Source organism: Ferrovibrio sp. (assembly GCF_002796975.1).
GTDB lineage: Bacteria > Pseudomonadota > Alphaproteobacteria > Ferrovibrionales > Ferrovibrionaceae > Ferrovibrio.
Genome location: NZ_PEKV01000013.1, coordinates 54,185 through 75,973, shown reverse-complemented (window position 1 = coordinate 75,973; position 21,789 = coordinate 54,185). Strand labels below are relative to the sequence as shown.

20 protein-coding genes are annotated in these 21,789 nt (G+C 65.6%); 8 read left to right on the top strand and 12 right to left on the bottom strand.

The annotated features are described in order from the left end of the window. On the top strand, window positions 1-1,218 hold a 1,218-nt coding region (locus CTR53_RS15770), incomplete at its 5' end, for an adenylate/guanylate cyclase domain-containing protein (RefSeq protein WP_290815434.1). Between the two features lie 3 nt (window positions 1,219-1,221). Here CTR53_RS15770 and CTR53_RS15765 read toward each other — a convergent pair. From CTR53_RS15765 to CTR53_RS15755, 3 genes are all read right to left on the bottom strand, one after another. After that, on the bottom strand, window positions 1,222-3,063 hold the full coding sequence (locus CTR53_RS15765; RefSeq protein WP_290815431.1) for a CHAT domain-containing protein: 1,842 nt from the start codon (window positions 3,061-3,063) through the stop codon (window positions 1,222-1,224). A 1,283-nt stretch (window positions 3,064-4,346) separates the two neighbouring features. After that, entirely contained in the window at window positions 4,347-5,876 is a 1,530-nt protein-coding gene (locus tag CTR53_RS15760; protein WP_290815428.1) for a hypothetical protein, read from the bottom strand. Window positions 5,877-6,023: 147 nt separating this feature from the next. After that, window positions 6,024-6,548 carry an RNA methyltransferase gene (locus CTR53_RS15755; protein ID WP_290815425.1) on the bottom strand — a complete coding sequence of 175 codons (525 nt, stop codon included), beginning with the start codon at window positions 6,546-6,548 and terminating at the stop codon, window positions 6,024-6,026. An 83-nt stretch (window positions 6,549-6,631) separates the two neighbouring features. Here CTR53_RS15755 and CTR53_RS15750 point away from each other — a divergent pair, with 83 nt between their 5' ends. After that, window positions 6,632-7,663 (top strand): asparaginase, encoded by a 1,032-nt coding sequence (locus CTR53_RS15750; protein ID WP_290815422.1) that lies wholly within the window; start codon window positions 6,632-6,634, stop codon window positions 7,661-7,663. 56 nt (window positions 7,664-7,719) lie between these two features. Continuing rightward, entirely contained in the window at window positions 7,720-7,902 is a 183-nt protein-coding gene (locus CTR53_RS15745) for a hypothetical protein (RefSeq protein ID WP_290815419.1), read from the top strand. Here the strand turns inward: CTR53_RS15745 and CTR53_RS15740 are convergent, their stop codons facing one another. The 5 genes from CTR53_RS15740 to CTR53_RS15725 all read right to left on the bottom strand — a co-directional run bounded on the left by CTR53_RS15740 (window position 7,903) and on the right by CTR53_RS15725 (window position 11,463). Further along, window positions 7,903-8,727, bottom strand: a complete 825-nt coding sequence (locus CTR53_RS15740; protein ID WP_290815414.1) for a hypothetical protein — start codon at window positions 8,725-8,727, stop codon at window positions 7,903-7,905. Further along, on the bottom strand, window positions 8,724-9,137 hold the full coding sequence (locus CTR53_RS15735; RefSeq protein WP_290815411.1) for a hypothetical protein: 414 nt from the start codon (window positions 9,135-9,137) through the stop codon (window positions 8,724-8,726). Before CTR53_RS15735 ends, CTR53_RS15740 begins: the two co-directional genes overlap by 4 nt. 1 nt (window position 9,138) lies before the next feature. Next, complete coding sequence (locus tag CTR53_RS15730) at window positions 9,139-10,248, bottom strand: GTP-binding protein (protein ID WP_290815407.1); 1,110 nt, start codon at window positions 10,246-10,248, stop codon at window positions 9,139-9,141. Window positions 10,249-10,319: 71 nt separating this feature from the next. Beyond that, window positions 10,320-10,610: a UDP binding domain-containing protein gene (locus CTR53_RS21310; protein ID WP_367158991.1), complete on the bottom strand. Its 291-nt coding sequence runs from the start codon at window positions 10,608-10,610 to the stop codon at window positions 10,320-10,322. Then, a complete protein-coding gene (locus CTR53_RS15725; RefSeq protein WP_367158989.1) occupies window positions 10,534-11,463 on the bottom strand; it encodes a nucleotide sugar dehydrogenase in 930 nt (309 codons plus the stop codon). The genes CTR53_RS21310 and CTR53_RS15725 overlap by 77 nt, the downstream gene beginning before the upstream one ends. A gap of 156 nt (window positions 11,464-11,619) precedes the next feature. On the opposite strand from CTR53_RS15725, the gene CTR53_RS15720 reads away from it, so the two are divergent. From CTR53_RS15720 to CTR53_RS15710, 3 genes are all read left to right on the top strand, one after another. Next, on the top strand, window positions 11,620-12,789 hold the full coding sequence (locus tag CTR53_RS15720; protein WP_290815404.1) for a glycosyltransferase family 4 protein: 1,170 nt from the start codon (window positions 11,620-11,622) through the stop codon (window positions 12,787-12,789). Then, a complete protein-coding gene (locus CTR53_RS15715; protein WP_290815401.1) occupies window positions 12,786-13,796 on the top strand; it encodes a glycosyltransferase family 4 protein in 1,011 nt (336 codons plus the stop codon). The genes CTR53_RS15720 and CTR53_RS15715 overlap by 4 nt, the downstream gene beginning before the upstream one ends. Window positions 13,797-13,894: 98 nt before the next feature. Then, window positions 13,895-15,775: a nucleoside-diphosphate sugar epimerase/dehydratase gene (locus CTR53_RS15710; RefSeq protein WP_290815398.1), complete on the top strand. Its 1,881-nt coding sequence runs from the start codon at window positions 13,895-13,897 to the stop codon at window positions 15,773-15,775. Window positions 15,776-15,779: 4 nt separating this feature from the next. Here CTR53_RS15710 and CTR53_RS15705 read toward each other — a convergent pair whose 3' ends face one another. The 4 genes from CTR53_RS15705 to CTR53_RS15690 form a co-directional block, all read right to left on the bottom strand. Then, window positions 15,780-16,757, bottom strand: a complete 978-nt coding sequence (locus CTR53_RS15705; RefSeq protein WP_290815394.1) for a CoA ester lyase — start codon at window positions 16,755-16,757, stop codon at window positions 15,780-15,782. A gap of 102 nt (window positions 16,758-16,859) precedes the next feature. Beyond that, window positions 16,860-17,771, bottom strand: a complete 912-nt coding sequence (locus CTR53_RS15700) for a site-specific tyrosine recombinase XerD (protein WP_290815390.1) — start codon at window positions 17,769-17,771, stop codon at window positions 16,860-16,862. Window positions 17,772-17,782: 11 nt separating this feature from the next. Further along, window positions 17,783-19,690 (bottom strand): hypothetical protein, encoded by a 1,908-nt coding sequence (locus CTR53_RS15695; RefSeq protein WP_290815387.1) that lies wholly within the window; start codon window positions 19,688-19,690, stop codon window positions 17,783-17,785. Window positions 19,691-19,692: 2 nt separating this feature from the next. Further along, window positions 19,693-19,833, bottom strand: a complete 141-nt coding sequence (locus CTR53_RS15690) for a hypothetical protein (protein WP_290815384.1) — start codon at window positions 19,831-19,833, stop codon at window positions 19,693-19,695. A gap of 187 nt (window positions 19,834-20,020) precedes the next feature. Between CTR53_RS15690 and CTR53_RS15685 the strand changes: the two genes are divergently transcribed. Continuing rightward, window positions 20,021-20,665, top strand: a complete 645-nt coding sequence (locus CTR53_RS15685; RefSeq protein WP_367158987.1) for a shikimate kinase — start codon at window positions 20,021-20,023, stop codon at window positions 20,663-20,665. Next, window positions 20,662-21,786, top strand: a complete 1,125-nt coding sequence (aroB, locus tag CTR53_RS15680; RefSeq protein WP_290815381.1) for a 3-dehydroquinate synthase — start codon at window positions 20,662-20,664, stop codon at window positions 21,784-21,786. The genes CTR53_RS15685 and aroB overlap by 4 nt, the downstream gene beginning before the upstream one ends. Window positions 21,787-21,789: the final 3 nt, after the last annotated feature.

Genomic DNA, 21,789 nt, shown 5'->3' with positions numbered 1-21,789 from the left:
GAGTATTTTCGCGACCATTTTGCCGGCCGGGTCGTGATCCTCGCGACCGTGCTGGATGTGGAAGACCGGCGCCTGACCTCGCGGCGTTTCGTGAAGATGACCGACGGTGTCGCCGCGCCGTCGCGCTGTATCCATCCGGCGATGCAGCTTTCGGCCGCACCGCGCGACAGCATCGCCGGCGTCTATATCCATGCCACGGCGGTAGACAACATCCTGGCTGGCCGGCCGCTGCACGACTGGTCGACCGCTTCGGCAATAACGGCTGCAATCAGTCTGGCGCTGCTGACTGCAGCGGGGGCCTTCCTGCTGCAACTGCGGATCGGCCTGGCTGGCATTGCCATTGCCATTCTCCTGTTGCCTTTCGCAGCCGTCGCATTGCTGCGGGATGGCGGCGTGATGCCATGGCTCAGCCTGGCGGCTGCGATGGCAACGACGGCCGCTGCCACCGTGGCCTGGCGCTTCGCCGTGTCGGACCGCGACCGGCGGCTGATCGCGAAGCTGTTCTCGCTCTATCTGCCGCCGCTGGTGGTCGAGCGCATGGTGGCCGGCGGCCGTATGCCGGATTTGGGCGGTGAGGAGCGCGAGGTGACGGTGCTGTTCAGCGACATCGCCGGCTTCACCGCGATCTCGGAAGCCTGCGATCCCGCCACGCTGGTGCAGGGCCTGAACACCTATTTCAGTACCATGACGGATATCATCGAAGCGCATGGCGGCTTCGTCGACAAGTACATCGGCGATGCCATCGTGGCTGTCTTCGGCGCTCCTGTGGTCGATATGCGCCATGCCGAACAGGCGATGCGTGCGGCAATGCAGATGCGCGATGCCCTGCTGGCCGAGCCAGAACGCTTCTCGCTCGCCGGCCTGCCGCTCAAGACCCGCATCGGACTGAATACCGGCCGCGTGCTGATCGGCAATATCGGCTCGCCGCGGCGCTTCAACTATACGGCCATGGGCGATGCGGTGAACCTGGCCTCACGGCTGGAAGGCGCCAACAAGGTTTACGGCACCTCGATCCTGGTCAGCGATGACACGATGCGTGCTGCTGGCGAAGCGATCATCGCGCGCCGCGTCGATATCGTGCGCGTGGTCGGTCGGGCGCAGCCGGTCCGGCTCTATGAACCGCTGGCGCCGCGCGAAGCGGCCAGTGCGGAAGACCTGCGCCTCTCGGCCGTGCCGGAAGATCCGGCGCAGGCCGTCCGCGATCTTACGGAAAAATAGGCCTCAGCCGCCGTCACCCATCAGGCTGTAGGGCGCCCAGAAGATCGGGTGGCTGTAGCTGAACAGCGTCTTGCCGTCTTCCTGGTAGCCGGGCCCGTCCAGCAGCGCGACCATGGCCTGGCGCAGCGCTTCGGCGCGGCCCAGTTTCGCATCGGCGGCCTGACGGCGGAACAGGTCGGTGACCAGATCGCGGGCTGAGGCCGAATGCACTGACCAGTTGGTCAGCAGCAGCGCGCGCGTGCCGGCATAGAAGAAAGCGCGGCCCAGACCGGACGCGGCCTCCGCGCCAGCGCCTGCCCCGGTGCCGGTGTTGCAGGCCGACAGCACCACCCAGTCGGCATCCAGCTTGAGGCCGAGGATTTCATCCATGGTCAGCAGGCCGTCGCCGTCGACATCGGCGATCTGCGGCGCGGTCAGCGCCAGCGCCGGTTGGGTCAGGCCGTTGAGATCGCCGGGGATCAGGCCATGCGTGGCAAAGGCGACCACCTTGTAGCCATCGAGCTTCGCCTGTTTGACGAACTTCTCGTTGGCGGCCTTGCCAAGGTACAGCGACTTCGACAGATCGGCGCGCATGGCATCCGCCACCGAACGCAGTTCATCGGCGGTGTCGGGCAGGCGCGGCAGCTGGCCGAGTTCGGCGCTGTTCACGCCCTCGGTCTGCGGTGCGTTGCGGCGTTTCAGCTTCGCGCCGCGCACCGCCACCGGATCGCTTGAGGCGATGCGCAGCGGGGTCTCTCTGGCGGCTTCGGCCGCCTGCTCGGCATTGAAGAAGGGATCGCCGAAGCCGATCAGCGGCGCGCGGCTGGCGCTTCCGGCCGGCAGACCGCGCAGCGTCTTCAGTGCCGCCGTGGACGGCAGCTGTGTCACGGCGTGGGTGCGCGCCAGCCATGGCACGGATTTGTAGCCATCGAACAGCGGCGCTGTCTTCATATCGACAGTGGCAGCTGTGGTCGGCAGCAGCGCCAGCGGCAGCAGGCCGAGCGCGCCGTTGCTGACCACGAACAGGCTCTTGGCCGGTTTCCAGCCGGCTTCCACCGGCTGCAGCAACGTCCGGTACAGGTCATGTGCCAAAGCGAGATCGAAGGCCGGAATATCGCCCAGCGTCTCGGCCTGCGGTTCCAGTGCCTTGCGCAGGCGGTTCACCTTCTGCTCGATCTCGGCGGCGCCGATCGGGCTGGCGGCGAACCGCACTGCGCCGTCCTTTGGCACTACCCAGACGAAGCTGTTGTCCTGCGCGAGATAGAAGGAAACCACCGCCTCGCCGGCGCGCAGGCTCGTGCGCACCTCATCGGTCGTCGGCGCGCGCGGGTCGATCAGGTTGGCATAGCCGGGGAACTGCTTTTCGATCTGCTGCCGCGTTTTCGCGCGGGAATCGCGCAGCTTGTCGACCTGCACACGCAGGACCTGGATCGCCTTGTCGTCGCGCTGTTCGGGCGGCAAAGCGAGAAGGTTGCTCAGCAGGCCGAACTGGGCGGCGATCTGCTTCAGCACATCCTGCTCGTCGCGGATCAGTGTCGCCAGCGCCGGGTCGCGCACGGCGGCGCGTGCTGCCGAAGCCGACAGCGCGCGCTGCACGCTGCGACCGCGGGCGGCATCGGCCAGCCGGAAGCTTTCGGTGCCGGCGTCGATGCCAGCGGCCACCGGCGTACCCTGCACTTTGGCCAGCAGCACGATGTAGCTCTCGACGATGGTCTGGATATAGAAGTCGCGCGACGCCGAGGTGCTTTCCTCGGTATCGGCCTGGCGCGAGCTGCTGGTGATCACCGGCACTGCGGCACGGAAGGCGGCGAAGGCTTCGGCGTCGCTGCCGGCGGCGGCGAGCGCCACGCCGTGCAAACCACGCACCAGCGCGGTGTCGAAATGACGCTCGCCGAGCCGCGCTGTGGCAGCCNNAGCGCCAGGATGCGGCCGTTGCTGATGCGGTTGCCGGCGCGGGCCAGTTCCTGCTGGCCGGCCGTATGGGCAAGGGTCTCCTCATAGAGCGCGGCGGCGTCCTGCCAGCGGCGCTGCAGGATCAGGATATTGGCCAGCGCGCGTTTCTGCTGGATGACCTGCGGCGCGGTTTCGTCCACGCCGATGCCGCGCGAGATCTCAATGGCGGTGCGCGACAGTGCTTCGGCGTCGGCGTAGCGACCCTGTTCGACCATCACGGTGGACAGGCCGGCGACGGCCTGCGCGGTGGGGCCGAAATACTTGCCGCCGCGGCGCAGNNTGTGCCAGCTTGGTTTCCGCCAGTTTGATCAGGACGACGTCGTTGCCGTTTTCCATGCCGCCGGCCGGCGGCTTGTCGGACCAGTGTTGTGCTTTTTCGATCGCATCGCGGACATTGGCAATGCTGCTGGCGAAATGCGTCTCGGCTTCTGCATAGCGGCCGCGCGTCATGGCGATCTGCGCCTTGCCCAGATCGATGCTGCCCTGCCAGCTGGTGAAGAACATGAAGGCGCCGTTGGCGCTGCGCGGGTTGGTGGCCAGTTCGGTGTAGGTCGTCTGGGCGTAGCCGACATACTTGTCGGCGACGTCCAGCTTGCCCATCTCCAGCGCCATCATCGCGGCATGCTGATAGGCATGGATGGCACGGCCGCGCTGCTGACGCGACTTGTCCATCACATCGGCGTATTTCGCCAAGATGTCGAACGCGTCCTGCAGTTTCCCGGTCTGGCGGGTCAAAGCAGCCATGAGCTGCGCGATCCGGAAACTGTCAGCGCCGACCTGCTCGGCCAGTTGATGCGCCAGCGTCGCGTCCCTCAGGGCGGCGTCGGGCCGGCCGATCAGGGCGGCAGCCTGGGCGCGTTCGTAGAGGAAACTGCTGCGCTGCCGCGCATCCAGACCGGCCGGCTCGAGGCCTTCCGCGTCGGCGATCTGCTTGGCGCGCTTGGCCGGGTCGGGCTTTTCCTGGTCGAGGATGGCGCGGATATCGGCGATACTGCGTGGCGGCGCCGCCAATGCTGCGGTCGGCGCGGCGGCTTGCGCCAGGGCAGGCAGCGGGGCGACCGCACAAAGCAATGCTATCGATAGACCTGCTGCGAGTGTGCGCATGGCGTGTTCCCCCTGACCCCGTCAGGTCAACAGCATAGTACCGCTTACGAGAGCGTCAACGCAGCTTATGCGAGTAGGCAGGTGGAATTGCGTCAGACCCGTGCGCCGGCCAGCGGATCGAAATACAGCGCCACTTTCTTGGCCATCTGGGCGTCCAGGCAGCGGTATTTCATCGCCACGAAACCTTCGTCGCTGTAGCGCACCACATCGCCCTCGGCATCGAAGGTGATCTGCAGTTTCGGGTTCTTGATCTTCACGGTCAGCTTGAGCAACTCGCCTTCCAGGAAGGTGCCGGTGATCGGGCCGAACAGCAGACCGATCGCGCTCCAGTTCTTCAGCGGGATGCGGTTGCCCTCCAGCAAGACATGGTCTTCCGGGCCGCACTGGGTACGGGTCGCCTTGCGCTGGTCCTGGCCGATGCGCTGGATCAGCGGATCGAGGATGCCGAGGAACTGTTCGCGGCGGTGATCCGAAAGCCCGGCGCTGATCAGCTTCTTGCGCAGCTCCTGCGCGATCTCGGTCTTTTCCTCGTTGGAATAGGCCGGATCGACGAATTCCTTTTCCAGGTCGCGATGCTCGAACAGATAGGAGATGTATTTCAGCAGGATTTCCTTCGGCCCTTCGCCGATGCTTTCCTCGAACAGCTTGAGGCCCTGCATCAGCTTCGGTGCCGAGAAATGCCCGGGGATCAGGCGGCTGAGCTTTTCGGCCGTCACCAGCCTCACCATGCGTTTCTCGAACAGGTCGGCCGCGCCGAGTTCGATGGCGAAGTCGCGATCCTTGGTCAGCAGCGCATAGACTTCGCGCGTGGCCGGGAATTCTTCCGCCGGTTCTTCCGACAGCAGCGGCACCGACGAGAGCAGCAGGCGGCGCACCAGCTGGATGACGGATTCGCGCACCGCCGGCATCGGATGCTTGGCGGCGATGGCATGAAGCCGGTTGGAAAAATCGGTCGGGAAGGCGTCGTCGTCGGTGGCGTAGCGGGCATCCAGCAGGGCCATCAGCTGGATGATACGCAGTCGCGCATCGCGGAACTTGCCCAGCAGTTCCGGCACGGCGGTCTTGGCCTGCAGGATTTCCGACAGGGCCTCGTCCAGCACGGCGACGGCGGCAGGCTCGACCCCGGCATCGAACAGCGCCAGCACGCGGCCGGATTTTTCGGTCCATGATTTCGACATGTTGAGGTGATGTGCCAGCGCGCAATAGGCGATGCGCGCGCCGTAAAGCGGATCGGAGCCGTTGAGCTGGGTCAGCAGCCGGTGCGTCAGCGGGGTGGCCGGCAGCTTCTTTTCGAAAGCCTCGACCTGGGTGATCGCCGCCGTCGTGATGGCGTAGATCTTCTTCATCTTGTCGCGCACGGCGGTGTTGGTCGCCTGCGCCTGCGCGATGGCTGCCTTCTGCACCAATGCGGCGCAGAGATTCTCGGCGCCGTTGAGCAGCTTGGCATGGCCGCTGTGATGCAGCAGCTCGATCGGGGTCAGGATATTCTCGTCGAGATAGTCGCGGCAGACCCGGCCGATCATTGACAGCGCACGACGCTCCGACAGCGAATGCGCATCCTGGCACAGGACAACGCCGCTGCCGACTTCTGTAATGCCCGATGGTGCGCTGCTGACATTCATCTCGGCCACTTCCCCTTCGCAATACTATGGCAGGCGCGTGTGGAAAAGTGAATGAGGTGTTTGATTCGCTTGGAGATTGTTGCGAATCGGCGGTGCAGTGAAACTCCAGATTGCCCACCACCCAAACGGGCGATCCGGCAGGGCTGTCTAGAGCTTCCGTTTCGGCTGCCGACCGCCGGGATTGGCGGCAGTGCCGGCAACATTGCCCAGCGGCGAAAGCGGGCGCTCGGCAAACTTCCCCAGCGTGATCAGCCGGTCATACATCACGATGGCGCCGGCGACACCGACATTAACGCAGAAGCTGGTCGGGATCTTGATCACATGGTCGCAGCGCTTGAGCAGGGCGGGGCTGAGCGAGCCCATCTCCGGCCCCAGCACATAGGCGGCGCGCAGCGGGTGGCGGAAACTCGGCAGCTCGGTGGCATCATCCAGCAGTTCGATGCCGACCAGCTGGCAGCCTTCGGGCAGCGCCAACTCGGCTGGGGTATCGTAGAGATACCAGGGCAGGCTGTGCGGCGTCTTGCTGGTATCGGAGCGTGCCGCCTTCACCGAATAGGTGGCGGCAATGGTGAAGACGAAGCTGCCGCCGAAGGCATGCGCCGTGCGGAACAGGTTGCCGGCATTCATCGGCTTGCTCAGGCCTTCAACGCCAATTCCGAAAAAGCCGCGCATGATCAGGTCCCCAAATGTGTGCTGCTTATCAGTCTGCAGAGTTGCGTGTATAAACGGCCGGACTTACGAACAGGAGTACAGCCATGGGTCACCCCTTCGCCGCCCTGCCTGCGCCCGGCGCGCGGCCCTTTATTGTCGAGGTTCGGCGCGGCACGCAAGTGGAAAGCCGGCATCCTGTGATTGCCACCATCGTGGATGGCGACGGCAAGACGCTCGCTTGCTGGGGCGATCCGCAGACCTCGATCTTCCCACGCTCCTCCAACAAGGCGATCCAGGCGCTGCCGCTGGTGGAAAGCGGCGCGGCCGATGCTTTCTCCTTAAGCCAGAGCGAACTGTCGATGGCCTGCGCCAGCCATGGCGGCGAAACGCGCCATACCGAGACTGCGGCGGCCTGGCTGGCCCGTATCGGCCGCAAGCCGGAAGACCTGGAATGCGGCGCGCACTGGCCTTACCACGAAGAGACCGCGCGCCAGATCGCCCGCGACGGCAAGGCGCCGTCCAACCTGCACAACAACTGTTCGGGCAAGCATTCCGGCATGGTCTCGGTCGCCACGCATCTGGGCGAGGATATCCGCGGCTATGTGCTGCCGGAGCATCCGGTGCAGCGCCGTGTCACAGCGGCCATCGAGGATGTCTGCCAGGTGAAGATTCCGGCCGGCGATTTCGCCACCGACGGCTGCTCGATGCCGACGATGGCGATCCCGCTGCACAATCTCGCCTGGGGCTTCGCGCGTTACGTCACCGGCACCGGCCTTGCTCCGGAGCGCGCCAGGGCCGCGAAGCGTCTGGCCGCCGCAGTGGCTGCCGAGCCCTTCTTCGTGGCCGGCAGCGGGCGTTTCTGCACGGCTGTGATGCAGGCCGGCAAGGGACGCTTCATCGCCAAGACCGGCGCCGAGGGGGTCTATACGGCGGCTTCGGCCGAACTGGGCGTGGCGATTGCGCTGAAGGTGCTGGACGGTACGGCGCGTGCGGCACAGACCGCGCTCGGCGGCCTGCTCGAACATCTGAAACTGCTGGACGATGCGGGCCGCGAACAGATCCGTCCGCTGGTCGAACAGCCGCTGAACAACTGGCGCGGCATCAACGTGGGCAGCATCGGTTTGCCCACTTTCTGATTCTTATTCTCGTCGCTCCCGCGAAAGCGGGAACGACGATAGTGGAGGGGTATATTTTGACCGCCTCCATCGTCATCGAAAGTCCCAACTGGAGATCATTGCGCTGCTGCCGGCTCGAGACCGGCATCCATCTACCGGAAGCCATCGGGCTGTGTCGCAGCGCTGGCTATCTGGATATCGGACCGTTCGTCGTTTACCGCCTCGATCCGCTCAGCCCGTTCATGGAAAAGCGGCTGTAATCAGTCTTTCAGCGCTGCCGCCAGGGCCGCATCCGCTGCGGCCGCCTGGCGCACGTCGCGGCCGGCATGCGGTGCCAGCCAGCGTGCCAGCGCCAGCAGCCAGGCCATGCGCCGGCGCAATTTGCGGATGCTGGCCCGCACCTCCGGCGTGGCATGGCCCAGCAGATGGGCCGCTACCGCCGGCAGGCGCGGCTGGGTGGCATCGCGGTCGTAGCGCGTCAGCGAATAGACGAACAGCAGCAGGTCGCGTGCCTGTTTCTCGGCCAGTGTCATGCCGGGAAGCTGGTGATCTTCGAAATCCAGCAGGCCGGGAGTATCGCCGTGCCAGCTGAAATTGCGGATCTGCGCGCCGCCGTGCCAGAGGCCTGCTGCATGCAACCGGCCGAGCAGGATGCTGGCCGCCGTGATCAGCCGCCAGCAGTCGTCCGGTGCGCGGTCGCGCAGCGAGTTCAGCTTGCTTTCCAGCGCTTCGCCGGCATCGCCCAGCACCAGCCAGTCAGGCGTGCAGGCAATCACCGGCGGCGCCGGAAAGCCGGCTGCCGCCACTTTGCGCAGGGCGTCGGCTTCATCCATCAGCCCGCCCGCGCCGCCGCGATTGCGCGCCGGCCGCAGCAGCGGCAGGGCAAAGACAGTGGCGACGACCTTCTGCATCAGGACAGATGAGCGCAGGCGCGGGCGCGCCACTGTTTTCACCCAGAGGCGTTCGCCGTTGTAGTGGGCCGAGAAGACGCGGTCCGGCGCGGTGCGCTGCAGACTGCGGATCAACGCATCAAGACCAGGATCCAGTTTAGCACCGGGGCCGGTGCGGTCGGTCGGCGATGTCATATGCGCGGTTTCAGCCTGCCGTCCCGGCCGTAACCGACCGAACTGGTCTGCCGCTGCCGCATCTGCTGGCGCAGCATGTCCATCATCGCAGCAGCATGCAACTGCTCGCCGGCGATCAGCTTGGCGTTCTCTTGCAGGGCGGCCTCGCAATCGGTTGCGACCTCGAGCCAGCGCTGGCGATCAGCCGCACTCGCCTTGGCGCGCTGTGGCTCCAGCGCGGCCAGACTCTGTTTCAGGCACTCGAAATATTCCAACTTGCGCGCGGTCAATGCCTCGAAGCCGCCGCGCTCGCCACCGCGCAATGCCTCGGTTTCCGCGCGCACGACCTTGGTAAAGGCCAGGCCGAGTGCAATCAGCCCGGCGAAATCAGCGGCCGGGGTGGCAGGCGGGAAGTCGGCGGCGGCAGCCATGTCAGGCCTGCGGCGCCGGCGGCTCGGCCTGCTGCAGCGCCTTCAGCGTCTGTTCGATCACCTCGCGGCCGACGTCGCGGGTGATGAAGACGATGCGGCTCTGCCGGCTGTCGTCGGGCCAGGCCGGAATGGTGGCCGGTGGATGGAACAGGTGCTGCACGCCATGGATCACGACCGGGCGGTCGACGCCGGCGACATTCACCAGGCCCTTGACGCGCAGCAGATTGTCGCCGCGATAGGCCGCCAGCAGGTCGAGCCAGGTCGCCAGCGTGTTCCATTCGAAGGGTTCGTCGAAGGTCAGACAGAAAGACTGGATCGAGGCATCGTGGCGATTGACGTCCAGCTTGCCCTCGACGGTGTGGAAATGCTCGTGGTCGTGATGGCCGTGATCATGGTGTTCATGATCGTGATGGTGGTGGTGATCGTCGCCGTAGCTTTCGGCGCGCAGCCAGTTCTGCACATCGAAGGTCTTGGTCTTCGGATCGTAGAGCCCGGCATTGAACAGCTGGTTCGGCGCGATGTCGCCGCCGATCGCAGTGAAAACCTGCGCCCCGGGATTGAGATGCTGCAGGCGATGGCGCAGATGCTGCACGGCTTTCTGTTCGGCCAGGTCCACCTTGGTCAGCACCAGCCGGTCGGCCACCGCAGCCTGCTTCACGGCTTCGGTATGATGATCCAGCGTGCCGCTGCCATTCACGGCATCGACCAGCGTCACCACGCTTTCCAGCCGGCAGCGCTCAGCCACCACTGGATCGCTCATCAGCGTGTGCAGCACGGGTGCGGGATCGGCGAGGCCGGTGGTCTCGATCACCACGCGCTTGAACGGCTTCACTTCGCCGGCATCACGTTTCGCGGTCAGGTCGCGGAAGGTGTTCACCAGATCGCCGCGCACGGTGCAGCACAGGCAGCCCGAGCTGAGCAGAACGGTGTCTTCCTTGCTCGACGCGATCAGCGCGTGGTCCAGCCCGATCTCGCCGAACTCGTTCACGATCACCGCTGTCTCGCCCATATCGGGATGACGCAGCAGGCGGTTGAGCAGCGTACTCTTGCCGGCTCCGAGAAAGCCGGTGATGACGGAAACCGGAATGCGGCGGTCGACCTGTTCGGACATCTTGCGCTCCTGATGAACAGGATATTTCGGGCAGTATCGGTCAGAAGTCCAGTGCGTTCACGGAATGACCGTTAAAGCGTCCAATATTTCAGACCATTGGGGAGCTTGCGCTCACGCCACATGCCCTTCAGGTCGGCCACCAGGCCGCCGGCTTTGACCAGCCGCGCCAGTTCGGCATCGGCGAAATTGCGATAGGCGGCATGCGGTACGGCACCCAGCACCGCGTCGAAACCGGCCAGTTGGTCCAGTCGCGGCGCCAGCATCAGGCCGTATTCGTGCTGGGCCTCATGTGGGTCGGCCAGCGGATCGTGGATGGTGACAGGGTGGCCGAGGTGTTTCAGACGTCCGGCCAGATCGGCCACCTTGGAATTGCGCAGGTCGGGCACGTCTTCCTTGAAGGTGAGGCCGAGCAGAAGNNATGCAGTGGCCGCCGACCAGGCCGGGCTGGAATTTCAGGAAGTTCCACTTGGTGCTGGCGGCTTCCAGCACGTCGTAGGTGGAAATGCCCAGCTTACCGAAGATCATCGCGATCTCGTTGATGAAGGCGATGTTGATGTCGCGTTGGGCATTCTCGATCACCTTGGCGGCCTCGGCCGTCTTGATCGTAGGCGCCAGATGGATGCCGCCCGAGGTGATCTTGCCATAGATGCCGGCCAGCGTGGCAGCGACGTCCGGTGTCTGGCCGGCCACCACCTTGGTGATCTTGTCGACCGTATGCACCTTGTCGCCGGGATTGATGCGCTCGGGCGAATAGCCGAGGAAGAAGTCCTTGCCGCAGGTCAGGCCGGACAGCTGTTCCAGCAGCGGGCCGCAGATATCCTCGGTCACGCCGGGATAGACGGTGCTTTCGTAGACGACGATGGCCCCCGGCCGGGCACCGGTCTTGAGCGCCGCACCCACGGTGCGCGAGGCCGAGCGGACCGGACCGAGATCGGGGACATTCCTGTCGTCCACCGGGGTCGGTACGGTCACGATATAGATGGCATGGCCGGGCAGGGCGGCCGGATCGGCGCTTAGCTTAAGACTGGAACTGCGCAAAATTTCCGGCTCGATTTCCCGGGTCCGGTCTTCGCTGCGGCCCAGTTCGTCCACCCGGCTGCGGTCGATATCGAAGCCCAGAACGGGGAAGTGCCGGGCCAGGGCCACGGCCAGCGGCAGGCCGACATAGCCTAGGCCGATGACAGCAATAGACGGAGAGGAATGGGGGTGAGACACCGGTGGGACTTTCAGTGGAAACTGCCAGTAGGGGGTAACCGTCTGGCCCCCAACTGTCAATAAAGTGGGGGCTTCGACCGGTGCCGGCGATGGAAGGGATTTCAGTGACTTGACCCGCCTCGCTGCAGCCGGTAGAGCGCGGGGATGGCCCGTCGGTTGCTCATCGTCGTCCAGGAAGCCCTGTTTTTCACCACCCACCGGTTGCCGGTCGGCCGGGCAATGCGGCAGCGTGGCTGGGCGGTGCACGTCGCGGCCCCCGACGATTCGGCCATTGCCGCCAGTCTCGCGGCTGAGGGCTTTACCTTCCATCCGATCCCTCTGATCCGCAGCCGGCAGAATCCACTCGCTGAACTGAGGCTTCTGCTGGTGCTTTTCGGGTTGTGCCTGCGCCTGCGCCCTGACCTGCTGCATCTGGTTTCGGTCAAGCCGGTGGTCTGGGGCGGCGTGGCAGCACGCCTGCTGGCCCTGCCGGCCGTGGTTCATGCCATCACCGGGCTGGGCTATGTCTTCATCCGGACAGCGAAAAAAGCTCCCGGGCTTTCGGGTACAAAGACCGACCTGCTGCGGCGTCTGGTCGAGGGGCTGTACAGGCTCGCGCTGGCGCATGGTAACAGCGTGACAATTTTCCAGAATCCCGACGACCTTGTGGTCTTCGAGCAACGCCGGCTGGTATCACAGGATCGCACCGCGATGATCCGTGGCTGCGGCGTCGACATGCAGGTCTTCGCCGCGCAACCCGAACCCGCCATCGATGCCGAACATCCGCCTGTTGTAATGTTTCCGGCGCGCCTGCTAGGCGACAAGGGTGTGCGAGAATTCGTTGCCGCCGCGGAACAGTTGCGTGCGGCCGGCGTGACGGCGCGTTTCGTGCTGATCGGCCGTCGCGATCCCGACAACAAGACCGATATTGGTGAAGCGCAGCTTCAGGCCTGGATCGACAGTGGCGCGGTCGAATACTGGGGCTTCTCCGAGGACATGCCGGCGACGCTGGCGCGCGCGCATGTCATCGTCATGCCGTCCTATCGCGAAGGGCTGCCGCGCGGTCTGATCGAGGCGGCAGCCATCGGTCGCGCCATTGTCACCACCGATGCGCCAGGCTGCCGCGAAGTGGTGCGACATGAAGGGAACGGCCTGCTGGTGCCTGTTGGTGACGGCGTTGCCGTAGCGGCAGCGATACGTCGGCTGCTCGAAGACTCCGTGCTGCGGCAACGGCTGGCGGCCCGCGGGCGGGCGATTGCCGAAGAGGAATTCTCCGTCGAGCATTTCGTCGATGCCAGTCTGAACGCCTATGACCGCGTGCTGCGCATGCAGGGGGCAAGCCTGTGATTGGCGCGGCAGCCGACTGGCCGATCCTGGCGGTCGTGGCCGCCGGTACCGGGCTTTTCGTTTTCCTGCTGCTGAAGCCATTGATCGGCTGGCTGCAGCGGCGTGCGATCATGGATGTCCCCAACGACCGTTCCAGCCATATCGAGGTCACGCCGCGCGGCGGCGGCATCGCCACCACGACAGGGATACTGCTCGGCCTTGCCGTCTGGCTGGCGCTTCGGCCCGATGCGGCGATGCTGCTGCCCATGCTCGGGACGGCCGTCCTCGCGCTGGTGTCGTGGCTGGACGATCGCAGCGGCGGGCTGCCGGTCGGCATCCGTCTGGGCATACAGGCAGCCTGCGTCAGCTTGGTGCTGGCAATGCTGCCGGGGGAAGCCACCATCACGCAGGGCTTCGTTCCGGTCTGGCTCGAGCGGATCGTGCTGCTGTTCGCATGGCTCTGGTTTACCAACCTGTTCAATTTCATGGACGGCATCAACGGCATCTCCGGCGTCGAGATGATCGCCGTGGGACTGGGGGCGGCATCGGTCGCGCTGCTGCTGCATGACGCAACCGTCATGGCCGCCGGCCTGATCGTCGCTGCCGCGGCCATCGGCTTCCTGCCCTGGAACTGGGGCGCGCGCGCGAAAGTCTTCCTCGGCGATGTCGGCAGCGTCCCGGCGGGCTATCTGCTGGGCGGCCTGCTGCTGATGCTGGCGCTCTCAGGCAACTGGGCGGCGGCGCTGATCCTGCCGATGTTCTACTGGGTCGATGCGACATACACGCTGCTGCGCCGGCTGCTGCGCGGTGAAAAAATCTGGCAGGCCCATCGCAGCCATTTCTATCAGCAGGGCGCGCGCAAGCTGGGCAACCACGCCGCTGTCGCCGGGCGGATTGCGGTGTTGAATTTTCTCCTGCTTGTTCTTGCCGTGGTCAGCCTTCACGGCTCAACAGCGGCCCTGGCCGCCATTCTGATCGCCTTTGTGGCCACCGCTGCCCTTTGCAGGCATTTCGCTGAGCCGGCCTAGGGGCTAGGATGCCGTCACCGATGACGGACCACCCGCGATTCGCTCTTTTTCCGCGCCTGAACCCCCGCGTTCTGCTGGTGGCAGCGCATGATATCGTCATGGCAGCAGTGTCGCTGCCGCTGGCGATCTGGCTGCGGTTCTGGATCGTCGATATCGCGTGGTCGCCGGCGGAAGCCTGGCAGCCGACGTTGATCTTCGCCGCAGTGGCCGGCGTGGTTTTCCAGTATACCGGGCTCTATCGCGGCATCTGGCACTTTGCCTCGCTGCGCGACATGCTGGCGATCCTGCGCGGCAGCCTGCTGTCGCTGCTGGTCTTCCTGCCGCTGCTCTTCGTCTTCACCCGCCTGGATGATTACCCGCGCAGCGCGCTGGTGATGCAGTTCTTCATCCTGATGCTGCTGCTGGCCGGTCCGCGCATCCTGTATCGCAGCTGGAAGGATGGCAGCCTGGCCACCGTGTTGTGGAGTGGCGACGACAGGCGTGTGCCGGTGGTGCTGATCGGTTCCAGCCTCGCTGCCGATACCTTTATTCGCGAGATGGAACGCAGCCAGGCCTCCTACCGCGTGGTCGGGATCGTCGACGATTCCGCTGGCCGGCACGGCCGCGACATGCGTGGCATCCGTGTGCTCGGCCGGCTGGCCGATCTGCCCGCCATCGTAGGCAACATGCGTGAAATGGACCGGCCGCGCCGGGCCATCATTGCTGACGACCGGCTGGATGGCCGCATCATCCGGGAGCTGGTGGAGACGGCATCGCAGCTCGGCATCACGGTGGCGCGCCTGCCGCGCATGACCGAATTCCGCAAGGAAGGCGAAGTCGGCCAGGTGCAGTCGATCGACGTGGAAGACCTGCTGGGCCGGGCGCAGCGCGTGCTGGATCGCAGCGCGGTGACCCGCCTGATCGCGGGCCGCCGTGTGCTGGTCACTGGCGCGGGTGGCACCATCGGCTCGGAACTCGTGCGCCAGGTGGCGGCTTTGCAGCCCGCTGCCATCGTGCTGTTCGAGCAGAGCGAGCATGCGCTGTACCAGATCGACATGGAAATGGCCGAGCGCATTCCGCTGCTGCCGCGCGTGGCGGTGCTGGGCGACGTGCGCGATCCGGATGCCGTGGAATCTGTGTTCGCGGCGCAGCACCCGGATATTGTTTTACATGCTGCGGCCTATAAACACGTGCCGCTGGTGGAGGCCAATGCCGGCGAGGGACTGCTGACCAATGTGCGTGGCACGCAGGTGGTGGCGCAGGCCTGTCAGCGGCACAATGTTGCCGTCATGGTGATGGTCTCCACCGACAAGGCGGTGAATCCCACCAATGTGATGGGTGCGACCAAGCGCATTGCCGAAATGGTGTGCCAGAGTCTCGACCTTGAACGCGTCACCACGCGGCGCAACTCCACCCAGTATGTCACGGTGCGGTTCGGCAACGTACTCGGCTCGTCAGGCTCGGTGGTGCCGTTGTTCCAGCGCCAGCTCAGCCATGGCGGCCCGCTGACGGTTACGCATCCCGACGTGACGCGCTTCTTCATGACCACGCGCGAAGCGGTCGAACTGATCCTGCAGGCTGCGGCGATGCCTGGCGATATCGTCCATGCCGAAGGCAAGATTTTCGTGCTGGACATGGGCGAGCCGGTCCGCATCCAGGATCTGGCGCGACAGATGATCCGCCTGGCCGGCCGCGAGCCGGACAAGGATGTGAAGATCGTCTTCACCGGCCTGCGTCCGGGCGAAAAGCTGTATGAGGAAGTGCTGCACAGCGCCGAGACGACCGTGCCGACACCGCAGGAAGGCGTGATGCTGGCGGCGCCGCGCATCATCGACCGTGCCGAACTGGAGGGTGCCATCGCCGCGCTGATCCATCATGCTGAGCGGCGCGACACGGCGGCGCTGGTTACCGGGATCGCTGCGCTGGTGCCGGAATTCCAGCATGCCCCGAACGGTCAGGGCAGCGGCGACGCCGCCCCGCTCGACCGTCCGGCGGCCTGAGGAACTACCCCTTCGCGATCAGTTCGGCCTGCTTGACGATACCTTCGGCCTGACGGATCGAGGCGATGTCGATCAGCTTGCCGTCCAGCGCCACGGCGCCCTGGCCCTTGGCCTGCGCCTCTTTCATCGCTTCCAGAATGCGGCGCGCCTTGGTCACTTCGGCCTCTGGGGGCGTGTAGACGTCGTTGGCCAAGGGAATCTGCGCCGGATGGATCGCCCATTTGCCTTCGCAGCCGAGAATGGCGGCGCGATTGGCCTGCGCGGTATAGCCTTCGTTGTCCGAAAAATCGCCGAACGGGCCATCGACGGGACGCAATCCGTTGGCGCGTGCGGCCACTACCATGCGCGAAATCGCGTAATGCCACATGTCGCCCCAGAAATAATCGCGCGGCTTATCGCCGTCCTTGTCGGTCAGCACGCCATAGAGCGGGTTTGGCCCGCCTATGGAAGTCGTGCGGGCGCGCGTCGAGGCGGCGTAATCGGCGACGCCGAAATGCAGGCTTTCCATGCGCGGGCTTGCGGCGGCGATCTCGTGGATATTCTGCATGCCCAGTGCGGTCTCGATGATCGCCTCGATGCCGATGCGCTTCTTGAATCCCTTGGCGGTTTCGATCTGGGTCAGCAGCATGTCGACGGCATAGATGTCGGCGGCGGTACCGACCTTGGGCACCATGACCAGGTCGAGCTTGTCGCCGGCGCCCTCGATCACTTCAACCATATCGCGATACATGTAATGGGTGTCGAGGCCGTTGATGCGTACCGACATGGTCTTGCGGCCCCAGTCGATATCCTGCAGTGCCTGCACGATATTCTTACGCGCCTGCGGCTTGTCGTCGGGCGCCACGGCGTCTTCGAGATCGAGGAAGATCACGTCGGCAGCAGATTTCGCCGCCTTCTCGAACAGCTTCACGCTACTGCCGGGCACTGCCAGTTCGCAGCGGTTCAGCCGGGCGGGGGCGGGGGTGATCGTCTTGAAGCTCATGGCGCGCCTAACTCCCTGTCTTTCTCTATGTTGCACCTGCTAACTGGCGCGCGAGGATTTGGCAAGCCTGACGTTGGGGTAAGCCGGAAATCCCCGTGAAATCTAGACTTTAGCCAAGGGGTGATGCTGGCGCACCAAGGCCTGTTTCCGGGCTTCCAGCACGTGCGTGTAAATCTGCGTGGTGCTGATATCGGCGTGGCCCAGCATCTTCTGCACGGCGCGCAGGTCGGCGCCGCGCGCCAGCAGATGGCTGGCAAAGGCGTGGCGCAACACATGCGGCGACACCTTGGCCGGATTGATCCGGGCCTCGCCAGCCAACTCCTTCAGCAGCTGGCCGAAGCGCTGGCGCGTCAGATGGCCGCTCTCGCTGCGCGAGGGAAACAGCCAGGGCGAGGTTTTGCCTTCGATGAAATCGCTGCGCCAGCCGGCATACGCCTCAATGGCTTGCCGCGCCGGTTCGGACAGCGGCACCAGCCGCTCCTTGTTGCCCTTGCCGCGAATGACGAGAAAACGTGCATCGTCTCCGAAGGGCGGCCAGCGCAGGCCGACCAGTTCGCTGACGCGCAGTCCGGTGGCGTAAAGGATTTCCAGCAGCGCGGTCAGCCGCGCGCTTTCGGCCGGATCGTCGCGCAAGCCTCGCGCTTCGGTCAGCAATGCGTCGACTTCATCCTCGCTCAGCAGTTTGGGCAATGGCCGCGCGCGTTTCGGCGCATCCAGCAGGTCGGCCGGATCGTCGTTGCGGATATTCTCTTGCACCAGGAATTTGAAAAACTGCCGCAAGGCCGACAGGCGTCTCGCGGCGGTGGATGCCGTCATGCCCGCATCTGAAAGGCCCTGCATATAGAGTCGCAGCGCCTCGGTGCCGACGGTTTCGGCACTCTCGCCGCGGCCGGTGAGGAAGCCGCTGAAATCGGCCAGGTCGTTGCGATAGGCCAGCAGCGAATTCTGCGCCAGGCCGCGCTCGGCGCTCAGCATTTCCAGGAAACTGTCGAAGTGGCGGCTGGCGCGTGCCATGACGCGCTGGATTACAGGCCGCGCAGCAGCGCCGCTTCCAGCGCGATCTGCTTCGCTTCCGCCGTCAGGCCCTGGTCGCGCAATGCGCCGAGTGCACTGGCCAGACCCTGGCCGTCGATCTCCAGGCCGCCCTTGCCGCCCAGCATGGCCAGCGCCAGCGCCGCGGTTTCGGCTTTCGCCTTGGCCGCATTGGCGCGCTGCAGGTTGCGCCACACGGCGACCGAGGGCGAACCGCGGCGGTCGTTACCGGCCGCAGCAGTCAGCAGGGTGTCCCATTTTTCGGGCGGCACATGAATGCCGGCGGCTTCTGCCAGCGTGAGCAACTGCGCGGCGCGGCTGGCGCGTTCGGCCGGCGGCAGATCGGCCTGCACCGTCATCCAGGCTTCGTAACGGCTGTCGCGCCAGTCACCGTCTTCGCCGGCAATCAGCAGCAGCGGCCAGGCTTCGGCAGCAATCTCGCCGGCATTGTCGCGTTCCGGCGGCAGCGCCAGCAGGATGTTGCGCCACAGCCGCGCCGTACCGGGCTCATTGGCCGCCAGCGCCATGCGGATCACCGCAGGTGCGGCGGCGATGCTATTCTCGTTCGGCACCAGGTTGTTCAGCAGCGGCTTGTAGACCGCGGCTGTCACCAGCAGCAGGTCGCGCGCCACCGCCAGGTCATAGGCGCGTTTGACCAGCTCGGCACGGGTCTTGGCATCGGTCGCGTTTTTGGTGGCCTGATACAGCAGGGCTGCGCCACGCACACTCTTGTCCTTGCCGGCCGCGACACTGGCGAGCAGTGCATTGCGCTGGGCCTCGGGGATTTCGGCGGCTGCATAAGCCTCGCCGAGCAGTTCGGGCGTCAGTGCGCCATACTGCACGGCGCGTTCGGCCGCCGTCAGCCGCGTTTCGGCATCGGCCTTGTCATATCCGGCCAGCCCCACCAGCAAAGCCGGCGTGGCAGCATCCAGCGTATCCTTGGGCAGCGGCCGTCCGGCGGCGCGCAGCATGGCGAAATGCAGAGGCGTGGCGCCGCCCAGCGTGTCGACCTTGGCGCGCGCGTCGCCGCGCAACGCAGCGGCCAGCGTGTTGAAGGCGGGATCATTACCGCCACCATCGCGCCACAGGCTCAGCGCCAGATCGCCGCCGGCAATGTTCTTGGCGCTGTAGCGGCACAGTACGGTGGCCTTCTGCCAGAAGGGCGAGGCGTCCTCGCGCAGGCCGGTGGTCGCGATCTCGCATGCTTTCGCCAGATCGTTCTTCAGCAGCTCAAGATCGAAGGGCAACTCGCGGAAGATCGGATCTTTCAGGTCGCGCGAGGGCAGCGAACCGAGCCGCTCGGCCTCGGCCAGACGGCCCAGGCGATAGAGCTGCGCAACTCTCAGGCCGAGAATACTGGGCGTGGCGGCGTTGCCGGGCGGAACCTCGGCGACGCTCAGCAGCAGCCGGCGCTGCAGGTCACGGAGCGCTGGGCCTGACACCGGTGCGGGCAGCACGCCGAGCGCCTGTACGGCCTGGGCGCGGTTTGAGCCTTGCCACATGGCAGTGCCGAGACCGCCATTGCCGTCATCCAGCAGGCCGGCCGAGGACGGATCGGGCGCCTTCAGCGGCTGGATGACGAATTCGGGGGCTTTCTGGCCGTGACCGCCTTCTGCGCCCGGCCCGGTCTGCGGTGCAGTGCCGGCGGTTTCGCCGAGCACCGGTCGGGGGGCGGCAGGCATCACCGGAGCCGGAATGCTGCCGGCCGGCATCGTATTGGTCTGTCCCGGCGGCGTGAGCTGCGGTGCCGGTTCCTGCCCAGCCGGTTCCTGTCCAGCCGCCTGCCCACCACCTGGAGGCGTCAGGCGGATCGGCTGGGCCTGCACGGCAGGCCAGAGCGCCAGGGTGAGGCCGCCGGCCAGCAAGATGGCCCTGGTGGAACGGCCCCCCCGCGACGACATGGCTATTTCCCGAGCCGGTCGGCCGGAATGACCTTTTCGACCTTGGAACGGGGGGCGGGAATGTCCCAGGTCGCCAGGAAGGCGACGCCGCCGCCCACCAGCAGGATCAGGATCAGCCCCAGGATCATCGACATACGGGCCATTCAGATACTCTCCCGACTTGCACAAACCGGCCCGCAACCGGTCCGGCTGCGGCACGCGTGCTGGAAATATGACTCGATTGCTCTATTGTATCGGCGCTGCCGGTTTCAGGCAATTGGCGGGCAGCAAAGGCAAATCCGGCCGTTTGGCCCGTCTGGGCATCACAGCGCCAGTATTACGGAATTCAGCGTGACCAGCACCGAGACCGTTTCCGCCATGGCTGCTTCGTCCGCCGCCGCGGACGTTGGCGCCACGGGTGCCGGGACGGGCGCGGCGGCGCTGCGCAGCCTGGTGCTGGTCGGCCTGATGGGCGCCGGCAAGAGTTCAGTCGGCCGCCGGCTCGCGACCCGGCTCGGCTTCGATTTCATCGATGCAGATACCGAAATCGAGAAGGCGGCCGGCGCCACGATTCCCGAAATTTTCACCGAACACGGCGAGTCCGCCTTCCGCGAGGGCGAACGCAAGGTGATTGCCCGCCTGCTCGACCAGCCGCGTATCGTGCTGGCCACCGGCGGTGGCGCATTCATGAATGCCGAGACGCGTGCCCGCATCCAGGAACGCGGCCATTCGATCTGGATCAAGGCCTCGCTGGATGTGCTGGTCAAGCGCTGCGCGCGCCGCACCAACCGCCCGCTGCTGGCCAACGGCGATCTGCGCGGCACGCTCGACCGGCTGATGCGCGAACGCTATCCGGTCTATGCCGAGGCCGAATTCACCGTCACGAGTCTCGACGGTCCGCACGAAGCTGTGGTCGAGGAAATTCTCCAGGTGCTGCCCGAGGCCTATCGCCAGGCAGCGCATGTCGAAGATGGCAAGATTGGTCCGACAGAATGAACATTCCGCATAAGACCGTGCGCGTCGATCTTGGCCAGCGCGCCTATGACATCCAGGTCGGTGGCGGCCTGCTGGAGCGCGCGGGCGAGCATATCGCGCCGCTGCTGCGCCGGCCGTTTGCGGTGATCGTTACCGACCAGAATGTGGCGGCGACGCATCTCGACACGCTGAGGCGCGCGCTGGCGCTGAAGAATATCGGCTGCGAGGTCGTGATCCTGCCGCCGGGCGAGGCGCAGAAATCCTATGCCGGGTTCGAACATCTGTGCGAGGCGCTGCTGGCGCTGAAGATCGAACGGCGCGATCACCTGGTCGCACTCGGCGGCGGCGTGATCGGCGACCTCGTAGGCTTCGCGGCCAGCGTGCTGCGCCGGGGTATGGATTTCATCCAGGTGCCGACCTCGCTGCTGGCGCAGGTCGACAGTTCCGTCGGCGGCAAGACCGCGATCAACAGCCGTCAGGGCAAGAACCTGATCGGCGCATTTCATCAGCCCAAACTGGTGCTGGCCGATGTGGCGCTGCTGGATACGCTATCGCCGCGCGAATTGCGGGCCGGCTATGCGGAAGTTGTGAAATACGGCCTGCTCGGCGATGCCGAATTCTATACCTGGCTGGAACAGAACGGCGGGAAACTGCTGGCCGGCGATCTGGCCTTGCGCACCGAGGCCGTGGCGCGCTGCTGCGCGCACAAGGCACGCATCGTGGCGGCGGACGAGCGCGAAGAAGGCGAACGCGCGCTGCTCAATCTTGGTCACACTTTCGGCCATGCGCTGGAAGCCGAAACCGGTTATTCGCAGCGCCTGCTGCATGGCGAGGGCGTCGCGGTCGGCATGGCGCTGGCCTTCCATCTGTCGGCACGGCTCGGGCTTTGCGCGGCCGATCTGGCGCCGAGGGTCGAAAACCATCTCACCGAAAGCGGTCTGCCGGCGCGGCTCGCCGAAGTGGATGGCGCGAAACAATTCAAACCTGCCATGCTGCTGGAACATATGAAGCAGGACAAGAAGGTGCGCGACGGCAGGCTGGTCTTCATTCTCGCCGAAGCGATCGGTCGCGCGGTGGAGCGCAAAGACGTGCAGCCGCAGGCGGTCGAGACCCTGCTCGCCGAACAGCTCGCCGCGGCCTGAACA